At 50.2% G+C, this 15,409-nt stretch carries 10 protein-coding genes; 8 read left to right on the top strand and 2 right to left on the bottom strand.

Annotation, left to right across the window (positions count from 1 at the left end; translation table 11 throughout):
- Nucleotides 1-19: 19 nt before the first annotated feature.
- Nucleotides 20-1,855, bottom strand: coding sequence for a DUF3945 domain-containing protein (locus CI960_RS16215; protein WP_008778581.1), 1,836 nt, complete (start codon nucleotides 1,853-1,855; stop codon nucleotides 20-22).
- Nucleotides 1,856-2,526: 671 nt separating this feature from the next.
- On the opposite strand from CI960_RS16215, the gene CI960_RS16205 reads away from it, so the two are divergent.
- Nucleotides 2,527-3,480: a site-specific integrase gene (locus CI960_RS16205; protein ID WP_008778580.1), complete on the top strand. Its 954-nt coding sequence runs from the start codon at nucleotides 2,527-2,529 to the stop codon at nucleotides 3,478-3,480.
- Between the two features lie 306 nt (nucleotides 3,481-3,786).
- Here CI960_RS16205 and CI960_RS16200 read toward each other — a convergent pair whose 3' ends face one another.
- Entirely contained in the window at nucleotides 3,787-4,530 is a 744-nt protein-coding gene (locus CI960_RS16200) for a helix-turn-helix transcriptional regulator (RefSeq protein ID WP_232520539.1), read from the bottom strand.
- Between the two features lie 489 nt (nucleotides 4,531-5,019).
- Here CI960_RS16200 and CI960_RS16195 point away from each other — a divergent pair, with 489 nt between their 5' ends.
- The 7 genes from CI960_RS16195 (at nucleotide 5,020) to CI960_RS16165 (ending at nucleotide 15,397) form a co-directional block, all read left to right on the top strand.
- On the top strand, nucleotides 5,020-5,559 hold the full coding sequence (locus tag CI960_RS16195) for a DUF3575 domain-containing protein (RefSeq protein WP_008778578.1): 540 nt from the start codon (nucleotides 5,020-5,022) through the stop codon (nucleotides 5,557-5,559).
- Between the two features lie 4 nt (nucleotides 5,560-5,563).
- Complete coding sequence (locus CI960_RS16190) at nucleotides 5,564-6,877, top strand: hypothetical protein (RefSeq protein WP_008778577.1); 1,314 nt, start codon at nucleotides 5,564-5,566, stop codon at nucleotides 6,875-6,877.
- On the top strand, nucleotides 6,874-7,794 hold the full coding sequence (locus CI960_RS16185) for a hypothetical protein (RefSeq protein WP_227211394.1): 921 nt from the start codon (nucleotides 6,874-6,876) through the stop codon (nucleotides 7,792-7,794). Before CI960_RS16190 ends, CI960_RS16185 begins: the two co-directional genes overlap by 4 nt.
- 48 nt (nucleotides 7,795-7,842) lie before the next feature.
- On the top strand, nucleotides 7,843-9,351 hold the full coding sequence (locus tag CI960_RS16180; protein WP_008778575.1) for a hypothetical protein: 1,509 nt from the start codon (nucleotides 7,843-7,845) through the stop codon (nucleotides 9,349-9,351).
- Between the two features lie 215 nt (nucleotides 9,352-9,566).
- Nucleotides 9,567-11,903 carry a hypothetical protein gene (locus CI960_RS16175; protein WP_232520538.1) on the top strand — a complete coding sequence of 779 codons (2,337 nt, stop codon included), beginning with the start codon at nucleotides 9,567-9,569 and terminating at the stop codon, nucleotides 11,901-11,903.
- A 10-nt stretch (nucleotides 11,904-11,913) separates the two neighbouring features.
- Nucleotides 11,914-14,325 (top strand): hypothetical protein, encoded by a 2,412-nt coding sequence (locus CI960_RS16170; protein ID WP_227211398.1) that lies wholly within the window; start codon nucleotides 11,914-11,916, stop codon nucleotides 14,323-14,325.
- 22 nt (nucleotides 14,326-14,347) lie between these two features.
- Nucleotides 14,348-15,397 carry a hypothetical protein gene (locus CI960_RS16165; RefSeq protein ID WP_227211400.1) on the top strand — a complete coding sequence of 350 codons (1,050 nt, stop codon included), beginning with the start codon at nucleotides 14,348-14,350 and terminating at the stop codon, nucleotides 15,395-15,397.
- Nucleotides 15,398-15,409: the final 12 nt, after the last annotated feature.

Genomic DNA, 15,409 nt, shown 5'->3' with positions numbered 1-15,409 from the left:
TGTCTCTCTCTGATCGGGGTTATACCGCTTGTTTTGCCCCTTTCTTTTGTTCCTGCTGCTGGCCTTGGGCGGTATCCGTCTGTGCCGCCTGACGGGAAGTGTCCCTGCGGATATCCGGGTTCTCCTGGAAATACTGCAACTGCCCGGAATAAGGATTCACTTTCAGGTAGGAACTGAACGTTTGCCCGTTGTTTTTCAGTCCTTCGACCAGGAGGGTCTTCCCGTCCTGGAGGTTCGCCTTTTCCTGCGCCGTGAATACATGGCCGTAAACCTCCGCCGGGATACGTGGTGCCTGCTGCTCGTTGAACCCATCCGGCGTGCGTGAGTACATCGTCCTGCCGGTATTCATGTCCAGCTTGACAAATGCGGAGAATTCCTCTCCCTTACGGTTGATCATGTTTTCCAGATAGACGGCCTGCCCCTTGCGCAGGACCTCCTTGTCCTCGGCTGTTAGCTGCACGTTGCAAATTTCCTTTGGAATATAGATTTCTCCGGTTTCCGGATTATGACGGGTGTAATTCGGCCGTCCCGTCGTCTGGTCTATCGTGACAAACGCGGAGAAAGCTCCGTCCCTGTTCTTGAACTTCATGTCCTCGACCAGGATGGTATGTCCCTCGCTGAGCATCTTTATCTGGGTGGGCGAGAGTGGCACGCCCCCGATGGACTTCTCGTTGAATACCTGGTTCTTCGGGAAGATGAACTCCAACCCCCTGCGCTCGGCACTGTATTGAAGCGTGGCGTCAAACTCCTTCCCCGCCTTGGAGATCATCCCCTCCACCTTGACGGGTTGTCCCTCCTTCAGCAGTCTGATCTCCTCGTCCGTAAGTCTTACCCCGCTCACTTCCTGCGGGATGTAGACATGTTCCTGCCGGACGGCGACCAGCTCGTTGGTGTTTTTGTCGATGGAGATCAGGCAGGGGGTGTACTCGCTGCCACGCAGGTTGAGTTCCACCGCACGTCCCATGTTGCCGGTCTCACGCAGGTTCTTCTTGTCTTCCTCGCTAAAGTTAAACCCGAAATAAGGGCGTTCCAGTTGCGGTTCCTTGCGTATACCGTGAACGGCCAGCCCCACCTGCCCGTTCTCTTGCGGTATGAGCGAGAGCCTCGCATCCAGTTTGGCTGTCAGCACGCCGGGAATGTTAAGTGTCAGCGGCACCAGCTTGTTGGTCTTGTAACCTCTCAGCATGGAGTCAAGAAGTCCTTGCTGTTCGAGTGTCGCCTTTGAGATACCGATCTTGTCCAATCCCTCCCAGTCGATCATGTTCTCATTGTAACGATAGCGCGGGCCTTGCGGCTCTTGTGGCACCTGCTGTACCTGCGGTTGCTGTTGTTGCTGGGATGCTTGTTGTACCTCACTCTGTTGCAGGGGTTCCTGCGGTTGCGTTTCTTTTTTTGCCATGGCTGTCTCTTGTTTATTCATGTTGTGTTCCTCTTTGTTCTCTCTCGGACGGATCTCGTAGCGTTTGAGGAACTCCTTCACCACGTCCGTCTTTTTCCCTTCCGCCAGGTCCTTGATCGCTTGCTTGTTCACCTTGTAGTCGTGGAAGGTCATGCGGAGCAGGCGGAAATGGGTCGGTTCCTTGAACTGGCTCCAGAAATTCTTGATGAAGTTTTCGAGTATGCTCGAGTTCTTGTCGAATTTCAGGAATGAGTTTTCATTCTTCTCGTCCGCTGGAACCGTCTTGACCTTCCCGTCCTTGTCGATCTCGCTGACCACTTGTACACCGGCTTTCGGATCGCTCTTGTTATGAATCATCATCAGCTCGGTGATCTGTTCCACCAAAGGGTCATCGTTCATGACCTTCGGTTTCCGGGGCCGTCTAGGCTTTTCGTTCGGGCTCTTTTCTTGTGCCATACCTTTTCTTTTTGGGGTTAATAAATTGCTTTGACACTTCAAAAATATGGGCTAAATCCGAATAAAATACTGATTTTCAAAAAGGTGTCATCAGGTGTCATCAGATGTCATCAAATGTCCGAAAGACTGGTTTTCCGTGAGAGAAACATGCCGTGAAAACAAGGATATGGTATGCAGAGGGGAAGGGCGAAAAAGCCGGCACGGGCGCAAAGGGAGGATTATGCAGAGCAGAGGGAGCTGAAGTCCCTGTCTTCTCATGGGGCGGTGTTTTTTCATAAGACATTGCCAGGTCTGCCCATATATCCCGTACTTCCTGCCGGATTTATTAGGGATATAAAGGAGGCCCTCCTTTTTTCATCAATGACACGGTCATGCGTCGCGTCGGTCGCAGTGAGTCCCTATAATCCTTCCCGAAATCAAAACCTTTGTCCGGGCGTTTGTTTCCATGTGTATTTTCCGCGACCTGTCGCAAGGAAAATACTCATGGAAAGCGAAGCCGGAACGCCCGTGACAATACGGTTTTGATTTATCTTTGATTATAGGGAACTCACTGGTATCCGTCTGCTCTCCATGAAATTTCCAGAAAATATCCTATTTTATGTAATCAAAGAATTACCGTTCTCGCTGTTGACGGTATTATATAATGTTTGGTTAAATTAAAAACGTAAAGTATGGAGAGAAAAAAAGGAAAACAACAAAGAAAAGAGAAGAAGTTAAGCTTTTTCAACCTTATTGAACAAAGAATCTTGTATTTCGAAAGGCTGGACAAGAAGAAGACGGCGAGTAATTACATTTGCGCCTTTAAGCATTTCAAACGGTTCAGGGGGGATCAGGACATCGCTATTGAAGATCTGACTGTCGGACAGATGAAGGATTTCCAATCATATTTAATCGGCGAGGGACTGAGGATGAATACCATTTCGCTGTACAACAGGGAACTCCGGGCCGTTTACAATTATGCGTTAGACGAGGAGATCATACAGATGGACAAGCGTCCTTTCCGCAAATCGTTCACCGGGCAGGAAAAAACTCGCAAGCGAGCCGTTGACGGCGGGGTTGTCAAACGTCTGGCGATTCTCTCCCTTATTGACAAGGAGATGCTCGGATTTGCCCGAGACCTGTTTTTGTTCAGTATCTATATGCAGGGAATGCCCTTTATTGACATGGCTTATCTCAAAAAGGAACAAGTAAGGAACGGATGTATCACTTACCAGCGCAGGAAAACCAATCGTCAGTTGAGGGTCAAGATACACCCGCAGGCGCAGATTATCATAGATCGGTACATGGTATCCGATCCGGGCTGCCCCTATTTGTTCCCTATCCTGTATGATCCGGAAAAAAAGACAGAACGGGAGTATTCGAGTGCCTTGCGTGTCTATAACAAGCGTCTGGACAGCCTTTCCTCCTTGTTGGAACTGGACGAGCCGTTAACATCGTACGTGGCCCGCCATACTTGGGCCTCGCTTGCCCGACAATGCGGGACAAGTGATACGGTAATCAGCGAGGCGATGGGGCATAGTCACGTAGGGGTGACAACTATCTACCTAGCCTCGTTGGATATCGGTATGGTTGCCATGGCCAATCAACGGGTGATAACCTCGCTGTTCAGAAAGCGTATCCCCTGATGGGAAGCCATGAAAATTGGATATTTGAGGATTTCTGATTTGAGTAATTCGTTGGGAAATTATATTTTTGTCTCGAATAAAAGTGCTTCCTCTTACAAAGAGGGGGAACGTTTTATAAAGAACTTTTATTTCGACCGCAAAAGTAGATATAATTGAAATATAGGCGGCAACAAAAGTAGTCCTTAAAACTACAAAAATAGACCATGATAAGATGAGTGGTAGTGATGGATGTGAAGATACATGAAAATCTTGTCCCTCTACATATAATAAAGAGACAGTACTATAGTGTATAGGCTATAAAAAGGTTTACTTCTTGTGTTCCAAGCGCAGCTCTGTCGGTGATTTGCCAAAACGTTTCCGACAAAACGTGGTCATATAGTTGGCCGTAAATTTGTATTTTTCAGCGAGTTCTGCTATGGATATATTGGTCATCAAAATGTCCCTGATTAATTTTTGTTCTTTTTTACGAATTAGCCATTGGCGAGCCGATATACCGAAAGTCTCCCGGAATTTTCGTTTGAATGCACTAGGAGACATATTTAACCTGTCAATCAATTCCTGAGCGGTTTCTACCTGTGGATATATTCGTAATACATTTTCCTTGAAATCATTATCCGTGCCCAGGATTGGCGCGAAGAATCTAGCCAAATCCTCTTTCTGATAAAATCCGCGCAATTCAATAAATAACATCTCTTTTTTGATGCGCTGATAATGAATGCATGACATTCCTGTTCGCATGATCTCCCGTGTCACTTCAAGTTCCTTGAATAACAATTCATGGATGGGAAGTAAGGTAATCCCGCATTTTTCTTGTTGGAAACCTAGCGGGATATATTTTTGTAACTGTTCAATGGAGAAACGATTGCATAAGGACATATCTCTAGTGAACGAACAACGCATCAGGGAGATATCCGTAATCGCTCTTCCATGAAAATTGTCACCGGCAGCTATGAGAAACATCTGTTTTTCACCCACCCGTTGGCATACAGATCCGGCAGTCGATATATCCATCTCCCCGGAAAGAATAAATCCAAGCGTGAAACGTTCCACTTCTTCCCGTATCAGATATTCGCCGCCCTTTACCTCTATAGGCTCCAAGATGGATCGTTCATCAGAAATATAATTTTCACAGACAAAGTGCTCTTTTGTATACTTCAGATCATTGGATATGTTCCGTCTCGATTTCATTGTTTTTCTTTAATTATAATTATTACCTAAAAAATAGAACAGGGATCGCTTTTTTATCATTGGAACTGATGAGCGTATTATTATAATACACTATATATCAATAACAAAGTTCGTTTTTCAACAAAAGTTCCTCCTCTTTGTAAGAGGAAGAACTTTTAAGTTTTTGTGTGTATGGCTAGAAGGAAGGCTCAGAAAGGGTAACTGGAAACAGAGAAGTATGCACAGATACGGCGGGAGGCCGCATTTCGTAAGAACGAAGAAGCGTTGTTCTGTATGCCACTGCCGATATGTCAGTCGCCTGATAGCGAAAGAGTGTCATGTGCCGGAAGGCGGACAAAAAACAAATAATAAATGATGAGATATAAGGTTTTATTATTTTTTCTATTGGTTTTGTGGGTTGCGCAAACAGCCAAGTCGCAAGACGTGGCATTGAAGACCAATACCTTGATGTGGGCGACCACTACGCCGAATCTAGGATTGGAAGTAGCTCTTAGCCCGAGATATACGCTGGAACTGTCCGGATCCTACAATCCTTGGACATTCAAGGACGACAAGAAGATGCGTTTCTGGCTGGTACAACCTGAGTTGAAATATTGGTTCTGCGAGAAGTCCGAGGGGCACTTTGTCGGTATGCACTTGCATGGGGCGCAGTACTTCGGGGGATTCAAGAAGAAACGCTACGATGGCTATCTGGCCGGAGGAGGTTTCACTTACGGGTACGACTGGATTCTCTCGCCGCATTGGAACCTGGAGGCCGCCATCGGTATCGGCTATGCCCGCCTGTGGTATGAGGAGAGCCCCCGCGTCTATTGCGAGAAGTGCGGAGAAGACAAACATAAGAACTATTTCGGGCCTACCAAAGCTGCCCTGTCATTGATTTATATATTCTAACGGTATGAGATTTCATTCACAAAAATTGTTGGTCGCTCTTTTTTCCTTGGGGATATTCGGGAGTTGCTCGCCGGTCAAGACACCCGTTGGTGTCTCCGTGTCTCCGAGGTTGGGTGAGGTGATGCTTGATCCCTCAAGCAAGGGAACGGTGAAAATGAAGTTTCAGGTGCCGGTGGATTATTTGTCGAAAAGGGGACGTTTGCTTATTACGCCCCGTTTGGTGGCACCCGATGGCAAGGTGGCGGATATGTATGAGCCGGTAGCCGTTGACGCGCCGGTTTATGCGAAGAAAATATATAGGAAAAAGGTGCTGGAAGGGTATGTTGACTCCCTGCCCGGGCAGGTTGTCCGTGCCGACCGTTGGTCTGAGTTGATGGAGATACCTTACGAGACGCGGGTCGCGGTTCCTGAAGGCTGGGATGATGCCTATATAGACGCGTTGGTCTCCGTCGAGGGATGTGCGTCATGCGGAATTATAGATACCTTGTTTGTGGCTAAGCTTCGGCAATCGGAGCCTGTGGATACCTTCTCGCTCCAATGGATCCGCCCCACGCTGGCGAAGCGCCCGAAAGTGATGGAGGGAAAAGGGATCGCCGTCTTGCAGTTTACCATCAATCGTTCGGACATAGACGGCTCGCTGGGTGACAACCGGGCGGAACTGGAGAAAATGGCGAAGACGTTACGCCCGATTTTGGAAGATTCGTTGGCGAGCGTACACTCCATACACATCATCGGGATGGCATCTGCCGATGGCCCGTTCGGGTTCAACACGAACCTTGCGTACCAACGGGCGGTGGCCGCCGGTCGCTGGCTGCAAGACAGGATGGCGATAGCCCCGGAGATGAAGGAGCGTATCCTTGCCGATGTCCGTCCCGAAGGTTGGGAGCCGGTGTTGGAAGCCATGCGGCAAGCCGGTGACCCGGATGCAGCCGATGTGGAGGCTATCCTGGAGCGTTATCCCGCCGACGGCAACAACGATGATGTGCAGGAGCGCGAGATCCGTCGTCTGTCCTGCTGGGAACGTATCCGCACGAACTATCTGCAACGCGACCGCAAGGTGGAGTACCGTTACACCTACACGCTGAAGAGTTTCACTTCCGACGAGGAACTGTTGCGGATGTATGCCACCCGGCCGGACGCGTTCAGCGAGGAGGAGTTTTTTCGCGTGGCGGAACTGATGCCTTCGTTGGCCGAAAAGATCGAGGCGTACCGTAAGTTGCTTGCTTATTATCCGGCTTCGGAGGTCGGGAAGAACAACTTGGCCGTGCTCGAGCATGAATGGCAGATGACGAACAGCCGGAAAGGAGGCGTAAAATGATGGAAAGAAAACATTTGCATGGAATAACCCTGTTGGGTGGATTGGCTATGGCGCTGCTGTGCGGCTGCATCCGCGACGAGCTGGAGCCTTGTCCGCCGTTGCGTCTCTCGCTGGAGGTGGCGGATAAGAATTATGTCAACAGCGCGGCGGCGGCTCGCCTGGGTTACGAGGAGGAGCGTCCGGAGGATCTTCCCTTCAGGGAGTATGTGTCGGACTTGGCCTATCGGGTGAGCGATTTGGAGACGGGCCGTGTCGTGGCCGAGCGCGCGCTGTCACCCGTGGAAGGCGACGCGGGAAGCGTGGAGGTGCCCCTACCGGCCGACCTTCCCTACGGCTCTTACGTGCTGACAGCCTGGGGCAACCTGGGCGATACCGCGGCTTTCGACAGCGATCTCGCTTCGCTGGGGCTGCATCCCGGCGGCGCGGAGGGTAGCGACGCCTATTTCACCCGCGATACGCTGGTATATGCCTTGGATAGCGAGCGTTTCTCGTGCGGCATGAGGCGCTTGAAGGGCAAGTTGATCCTGGCTACCGAGAGGATGCCCGAGGCGTATGCCTTCAGCGAGTGGAAGGTATCGGATATCATGAGCCGTTTCAGTGCCGAGGGGGGCTATCGCGAGCCGACGACGTTGGCCTTCGACCGTAGCTGGGAGCGCGAGGAGCCGGCCATGGTGGCGAAGAGCCTGTTGGCCCCCTCCCGGAAACGGGGCGCGTCGCAGGTTGATCTGCGCTACCACGTGGGCGACAGGCCCTCGGAGGGCGGCAACTGGATCGCCCCGGAGCCGGTCTGCGTGACGATGAGCCGCAACGAGCTGACCATCTTGCGCTACGAGTACGACCCCTGCTGCTGCCGTTTCAAGATCTTCATCTTGATAAACGACAACTGGGAGACCCTGCATATCATGGATGTGGAATAACGTTATTTATAGATAAAACCGAAGTTTAACATTTAAAAGAAGAAGCAAATGAAAAAGAATTATTTCTTTGGCGCGGTCGCTTTGTGCGGTCTGTTAGCGTTCACTTCTTGTGGCAACGATGACGATCCTATCTTGGACGGACCGGGTAACGAGGTTGCCACCGGTGAACAGGTAATCGTGTTGGATATGCAAGATACGGACGTGCTCAGCACGAAGTCTCGTCCCTTGTATAGTACGGACAACAGGGGATCCGAGGATGTGACGGACGTGATGCTGTATATCTTCAAAGAGGAGACTGGAACACAGAAGTTGATTAAGACCATCCATGTGGACAACTGGGACAATACTTGCGAGGAATATAAATATGGCCGTAAGAGAACCATTAAGCTGGAAGGGAAGGATAAGTTGCAGGCTGGTTCGACTTATACGATCTACGCCGTAGGCCAGAACGAGACAGAGGTGGAAGGCAATCCGGCTCCGTTCAAGTTCCAAGGTGCGCAAACTGCTCCGGATGATGATAACTGGAAAAATATCCCGGGGCTTTACCTTACTGAGGATGACATTAAGAGAGGCATCACCCACAACTTCGCCACCACTCCGGGTTCCGGCTTCCCTTACCTGTTAACAAAGTCTGTTGAGTATTCTAAAGATACGAAATTCGCCAGCAGGGCTGTCGGCGAGGTATTCTCCGGTCAATCCAAACCGGTGACATTAGAACCGAAGGAAAGTGTCTCTTGGACCGTGTTGCTGAAGCGTCAGGTTGCCGGTGTGCTGGGTTACTTCTCGAATATCCCGGCGGATGGAAATGCTTTATCTGATGGTACAACAGCATGTTGGTCTACCAAATTGCGTTTGGTCGCTTCCAACCGTAACGACCGTCTGGATATGACCATCCAGCTGAACAAGCAGAACGACGACGCTACCGAGGTAGGCAAGGAGAATATTGTCAATGGTTTCAGTGACAGCGCTTTGACTAAAGACGCAGAATTCAAAGAAGGAACAGATAACGCCTACACCGTTTATGAGATCGACTTGACGAAGTGGTTCAGCTTTGGCAATGATGGAGACTGGACAGGTGTTGCGATGGATGTTGATGGTAAGAAGTACCTCGGTGAGACCTCCAAATGGAAGAACCCGTATGAGGGTACCAACGCCGCCGTAACCGTAGCCGATGGCGCCGTATTGGCCGGCGAATTCGTCATCCCGTTCGACAAGGATGAGACCTTGAATACTTTCGAGCTTCAGTTGGTCGGTAAGAAGAAAGGAAATGATCAAGGCAAAGGCTTCGCTACTGACGATAATGACAAAGAATACATCCTTCAGACCTGGTCTGTTAAGTTGGATGACGCCTCTATCGACGCTACCCTGAAAGATACGGAATATCATTACAGCATCTACCGTAACCACCTGTACCAAATCGGTAAGCGTGGCGGTGGCGACGATCCCGACAAACCAGGCGTTGACCCGGATAAACCACAGCCGCTGGATAAATCCCAAGAGTTGGTAATCAAGATCAACGACCAGTGGGAATTCATCCACGACCTGGAGATCGACTAATGTCCGCCCGCATCGGACTTCCCGATTGATAAGGGACAATCACTTTTATACGGGAGCTGTGCCGACAAGGCACGGCTCCTCTATTCAGTTTCCTAGACAGGAAACTATAAGCACCCCGGCACCCCCCCCCTTTTTATATGTAAGGAAGCACACGGGCCGGTTATAATGTCTATTTATACAAAACAAGAACGAGTAATTTAAGAAAAGTTTCTGATATGATGAAACATGTGAGCATCTTAATCCTGATATTCCTTGCCTGTCTCTTCGCGGGTTGCGCTGACGAACCGATAGATTCTCCGGAGGGTCTTCCCGAGAAGGGTATCGTCGTTAGGTTGACTACCGGGCAGTTGGATACCAAGACACACCTGTACAGCCAGGCTAGCTTGCATCACGTGACTCAAATCTACGCCATCCTTTATTATTGCGGTGATATGACCGCGGACGATATTGACCCGAAAAAAACCAAGGTCGTAGCTTCCCAGCTACTGATGAAAAACGGCACCCCTTGGGATCCCTCGGTAGAGGAGGGCTATGGGCAAGGACAGCCGCAAACCGAAACGTTTGAACTTCTGTTGCCGCAAGACCAGATCGCCATGGTCCCCGGCAAATATATGATATTATGTGTCGGCTTAGACGACGCCTCGGGCGATACGTATGGCCTGACCTATGGTGCTGATGCCGCCAATAAACAGCCGGAATTCGCCAAACCGGGAGCTAAACTGTCGGCGGCACAAGCGGTTCTTGCGAAAGAAGCCCCAGGCGAACCTATGCCTTATGAGAAAGACCCGACAACCGCTGCGACTGACAAAAAACAAGATAAAGAATTAATCGCTTACGGCCATCCCGACATAGCGCATTCGGAGCTTTTCGCCGGTTGGCAGGCGTTCGACTTCATGCCCGACAATTTGAATGTCGTGGAAGTGGAACTGCGCCGCCGCGTGGCCGGAGTGCTTTGCTACCTCTCGGACATCCCTTATAAACTGAATATAGGTAATACCCCCTATCGGGTAACAGAGGTACGCCTGAATCTCTTTCAGAAGCAAAACGTGCGGATCGGCCTGACACGGGGGATGACGCGGGAGGGCAAGCCGTCCCTACAGGATTTCGGTGGATCGGTTGACGGGAAACCGGTTTGCCAAACGCTTTGTAAGTTCGATCTGATGAGTTTCAAACCGCGACCGGAGCAAACCAGAAGCGGTGATCTTTTGTACAGTATACCGACCGATCATCTGGAAGGACGGAAACAACGGGAGAATACCATCTTGATGGGGGCGTATGCGCTGCCCATTCAAAATAATACCCTCGATGCCACGCTGAAGGTAGAACTGTGGGGGTATAAATATAATGATGCGCCGGGTAGTGATGATCAGATTGTTGCGGGAAGCGAATTGACCCGGATCAAATCTTTCCCTGCCATTTACGAAGGCAAGGAGAGTACCCCGGAGATCTACTCCCTGCATCCGAATATGATTTACCATATCGGGCATAAGCTGGAAGGAGATAATACGGAAGGCGACTATCCGGAAAGCCTGGCGGGAACCAAGGTGACCGTGGAGGCCGGACCTTGGCAGGAAGTGGATATTCCGGTGGAATTTCCCAGTGTGCCTATTGTTCCCTTGATGTCTCTGCGGGACAAGGATGGCAATAAGTATAAAACTGAGCCGGAAGAGGCCGGTGAGAAATATTATATCTTCGATTGCATCGGTTCGCGAACGAACCATTTGGAGATAAGCGCATCGATTCTTTATGAGAATTGGAAACTGACAGCGGTACCGGGCGGTGATGCTTCGGATACGCCTTGGATTCAGTTTTGGGACGAAACGACAAGCGGTTATGTCACTGAATTGACTGGTACTGGAGGAAAGGATATTTACATTCGGATGGCTGATTACGCGAGTGTCCCGGATTGGGTAAATAAGCGAGAGACACGGAAGATCCGATTACTACTGGAGGCCCTTGATGAAAACGGTTCTGTGGTGAGCGGTGCCTCCTCTGATTTGTACGTGGAGCAATACAATGCGTTGATTGTGAAAATGGAAGATGATAGTGACGGATATCGTGGCTTCAGTCGTTTCGATTTTGGGACGAAACGAAACGCGGTTACAGGGGATATCGTGGCTGCCGGACAGACACTCGGATGGGGGTATTGGAGCTCTCTTGTTGTGACAGAGCATTGGGCAGATGGTAAGGCCAATTATCGGGAATTTATAAATAAAACATGGATAGATGATTTTAAAGGCTCTGCCATACAGGTTTGTGCTCTGGGAGAAGCGGGAAAAGAACTTGAGATAGATTATGAAGAAGCGAAGTCTGAAGAACCTTTTTGGTTCTTGCCATCGATAGTCGCATTGAGATGTTTCTTGAAGCAATATAAGGATAACGCGGATGCGAATATAGAGCGAGGAAAATTTTATTGGAGTTCTAATTCTGCCAGTTATTATAAAAACGCATTAGCGACAAAGATTGACCGTTCAGGCAATGTTGATGATGATTATTATAGAGAAAATAAGGAAAATGCGTATTATGCCCGTCAAGCCTGTCACGCACAATAAATATAGCGATATGAAACGATATACTTGGATATGGATCATGCTGATCGCCTTGTTGTCCGGTTGCGAAGACGACTTCGACAAGGGCGGCTCAAACCCGGGCGAGGGGGTAACGGAAGGGATGATCACTTTCCGCTTTTCTACCGAGGAGGCACCGGTGATTGTTACCCGGGTCGGTGAGACCGGGCAGCAGGAGTCTTTGGAAAATGTGTTGGTCATGGTGTTTGACAAAGATGGGAAATTGGTCAATAAAGCTTACCAGCAATTGACGATCGATAACCATTCGGTCAATATCTACCTGACCGCCGTGGAGGATCAATCCATCTATGCCTTGTGCAATTTGCCGGAAGGAGACGAGACGGAAGATTTGATCAACAACTCTCCGGTCACTTTGACTGGGTTGAAGGCGAAATATACCACGATCCGAACTCCGGAAGGAGCTTATGGCGGCAAACACATCATGACCGGCTCCCTCCCGTTGGAACTGACCACGACCGGCCAGTTGAAAAAGGAATACATCATCCCGGTTAAGCGTCTGACGGCGCAAGTCAATTTTAATGTCTCTTTCGAACCGTACGATCCGGAAGATAAATTCGCGGTCGGGGAAATGTTTCTTTACAATATTCCGAAGGGCAGCATGCTGCTGGATGGCGGCGGGTCGGTTGATGACGTGGGTAGTTGGGGATATCGTCATCCCGACAACGCATTGTCGGATTCGCTGGATATTTGCGCAGGCGATTATTCGTATGTCGTGGCCGGTAATGCTGCCAAGGCAGACCGTTCGGCACAATTTTACCAAGAGGGAAAAAGATTGGACTTCGAGATCGTAAAAGGAGCGGTTGGAACGAATGATACCTATACCGCCTCTTTCAAGATGTTCGAGAACCGGCAAGGAAGGGTGTACGACCAAGAGAAGAACTGGGAGAACCTGAAAGGATTGATCGGAAAAGATCCCGAGACTGCCGGAAAGTATGGTTATGAGGATTTGTATCGCTATTATCAGCAAATCAACAAGCGGGGGCTTGCCGGGACAAGCCGGAATCCGGATGATGCCGAAAAGATATTCAAAAGAAACGAAGGCATAAATAACGGTAAGTATACGGTTAATGCGGAAGAGCGAGGCTTCAAGTATGCCACCTACCTGATGATCCGCGGTGTCTACACCAAGAAGAATCCGGTGGGGGGCGAGGATCCGAGCAACGTGACCTACTATATCTACCTCGGTTCGGACAATTACAAAGACTTCAACGTCTGCCGTAACCATGTCTATAACTACCGGATCCGTATCTTCGACGCGGACAAGACCGACACCCGCGTGGATGCCAATCCGATCGGCGGGCTGACTATCTACGGGAACTTCGAGGACGTGCTGGATGCCCATCCCAACGTGACGCAGGTACTTCTCTACTCGCCCAGTAACTGGACGGTGCGGGTGGCCGATCCGGACCAGACCCCCTGGCTGGAGGTTTCCGCCTCGCCATCCTATAAGCCCCGTAAGCTGGGAGCGGAGGCTAGCTGCGATCAAGCCGCTTTCCGTCTGGACGGAGAGGCGGGGTTGCACTACTTCTATATCCATACGGACGAGTATATCCCGCCAATCAAGGATCCGCACGGTAACGATCGTTACTTCAAAGCCCCCCGTACAGGCAAGCTCCTGTTCTCGAACCAGGCGGGAAACGTGAAAGAGGTAGAGATCAAGCAGTACGCGGCCCAGATGGTGATACGCGAGAGGTTTGCCACGGATCTCGCGAAGAAGGTACTGGATACGCTCTACGTGGAACGTATCTTGGAAAAGAAAAATATGCAATGGGGATTCCAGCATTATTGGTGTCTGAAGATGGATGAGATCCTGGCAGACGACCTAAACTCGAAAAAGAATGGGTTGACCAATACCCGTGTGTTGTATGACATCGCTTTGAACGGCGACAAATGGGGCATCGATCCGGCTTATCCGGACGGCAATATTCCATCGAACATCGCGTTGGGATATGCCTTGGGCAAGAACCGCGACCGTAACGGCAACGGGAAGATCGACTATAACGAGATTTTGTGGTATTTGCCGGCTTACACCGAATTGCAGGCGATAGCCGGGCATATCAGCGGAGGGTCGAGGTCTTATCCCGGGGAATACTCACGTACTGTGGATGTAGACTGGAAGATGGAACCTTATTCCTTCTTTTCCTCCACGCCCTCGTCTAGCGATGCGGCCGGAATTACTGCCGGGTTCAGTTGGGCCGTGCAGTTTTCGCCCAATGCGCAAAAGAACGGCAAGGCGAGGGTCGAGATGCGCTCGCGTTTCTACAACGTGATTTGCGCCCGCCGCTATAACGGTTGGCGAGGGCCCGATACGGGAACGGTAGACGGCGAGATCGATACGGACGAGGACTGGAATGAGGACGAGGAAGAGATCATGGATAAAAAATAGTGGAAAAAAAGGATTAGACGCGATGAATAAGACGATAGGAAAATATATATGCGCCTGGGCGGTGGTTTGCCTTGCCGGATGCTCGAATGAGGTTCCGCAAGAAGGGCAAACGGCGGTCGCCTCATTCCATGTGGCTACACGCGCCGCGGACAATACCGCCGAGAGGGAGATAACAGATCAGCAGTTTGTACGGCTCTATGTGGCGGAACGCAGGCCGGAAAGCGGGAAACCCGAGGCTACCGATCCTTCGGATCAATATTGGGATCGGTATAATGTGGTCTTGTATTGCGACAAATATTATGACCTGGAGGGACAAACCTATCATGTCGAGAATTTGCCCGGAGTTTGGCATAAGTTTGCTTTCGTGTGCGTGCCGGATATAAGCCAAGGGATGGGAAGCGGGATGTTTCCGACTCAAAATACGTTTTTGACATATAAGGACCTTTACGATTTCGCGATCGACTACCGACCGGTATTGGACTATCAAGTCGCGTTGAATGAGGCGAGCAAGGAAGACTTGGCGATTTACCGTAAAATCATCGACCGCTGGGTCGATACCGACATGCCGACCAACGAAAGAGTGCTGATGAGACGCGTCACCGGGCAATTCGTCCTGAATATGGGAAAGCCGGCCGACCAGTTCGATACGGCAACGAATGGGGCGGTGACGGATATTACGGTCAGCATGAAAACGGCCCGGAATTGCTATATCCGCGACGAGTCGTGTGACTCGGTGCTTGTTATCGAGCGTGAACAGCGGAAATTTCATTGGACCGTAAGCGTGGAAGGACAGTTGGAAGAACAGCTCTTACCGATCGCCCTGCTTCCGGGGGAACTGTCAGACGCCAAGGTGACGGTCTCTTTTGCGAATGATACCTCGGTAGAATACGCCTTGCGTGGACGTGCCGAAGAAGATGTACCGATGGATGCTATCGAAATCAAGAAGAATACACGGACGATTGTCTTGTTTAACGGTAAGGATAAAGAAACGTTCGAGGTGCGTTACGCCGGTTTTGCCGATGGAAACGATGCGACGGTGGATGTCGACGATGACGCATGGGATGGAGTATGAATGTGAATAATG

The organism is Parabacteroides sp. CT06, assembly GCF_002257605.1.
Classification (GTDB): Bacteria; Bacteroidota; Bacteroidia; order Bacteroidales; family Tannerellaceae; genus Parabacteroides; species Parabacteroides distasonis.
The sequence above is the reverse complement of the archived record's forward strand: the minus strand, read 5'-3'. Positions and strand labels throughout refer to the sequence as shown.

Coding starts and splice junctions, on each gene's coding strand:
- CI960_RS16215 (WP_008778581.1), bottom strand. CDS start 1,855: ATGGCACAAGAAAAGAGCCCGAACGAAAAGCCTAGACGGCCCCGGAAA.
- CI960_RS16205 (WP_008778580.1), top strand. CDS start 2,527: ATGGAGAGAAAAAAAGGAAAACAACAAAGAAAAGAGAAGAAGTTAAGC.
- CI960_RS16195 (WP_008778578.1), top strand. CDS start 5,020: ATGATGAGATATAAGGTTTTATTATTTTTTCTATTGGTTTTGTGGGTT.
- CI960_RS16190 (WP_008778577.1), top strand. CDS start 5,564: ATGAGATTTCATTCACAAAAATTGTTGGTCGCTCTTTTTTCCTTGGGG.
- CI960_RS16185 (WP_227211394.1), top strand. CDS start 6,874: ATGATGGAAAGAAAACATTTGCATGGAATAACCCTGTTGGGTGGATTG.
- CI960_RS16180 (WP_008778575.1), top strand. CDS start 7,843: ATGAAAAAGAATTATTTCTTTGGCGCGGTCGCTTTGTGCGGTCTGTTA.
- CI960_RS16175 (WP_232520538.1), top strand. CDS start 9,567: ATGATGAAACATGTGAGCATCTTAATCCTGATATTCCTTGCCTGTCTC.
- CI960_RS16170 (WP_227211398.1), top strand. CDS start 11,914: ATGAAACGATATACTTGGATATGGATCATGCTGATCGCCTTGTTGTCC.
- CI960_RS16165 (WP_227211400.1), top strand. CDS start 14,348: ATGAATAAGACGATAGGAAAATATATATGCGCCTGGGCGGTGGTTTGC.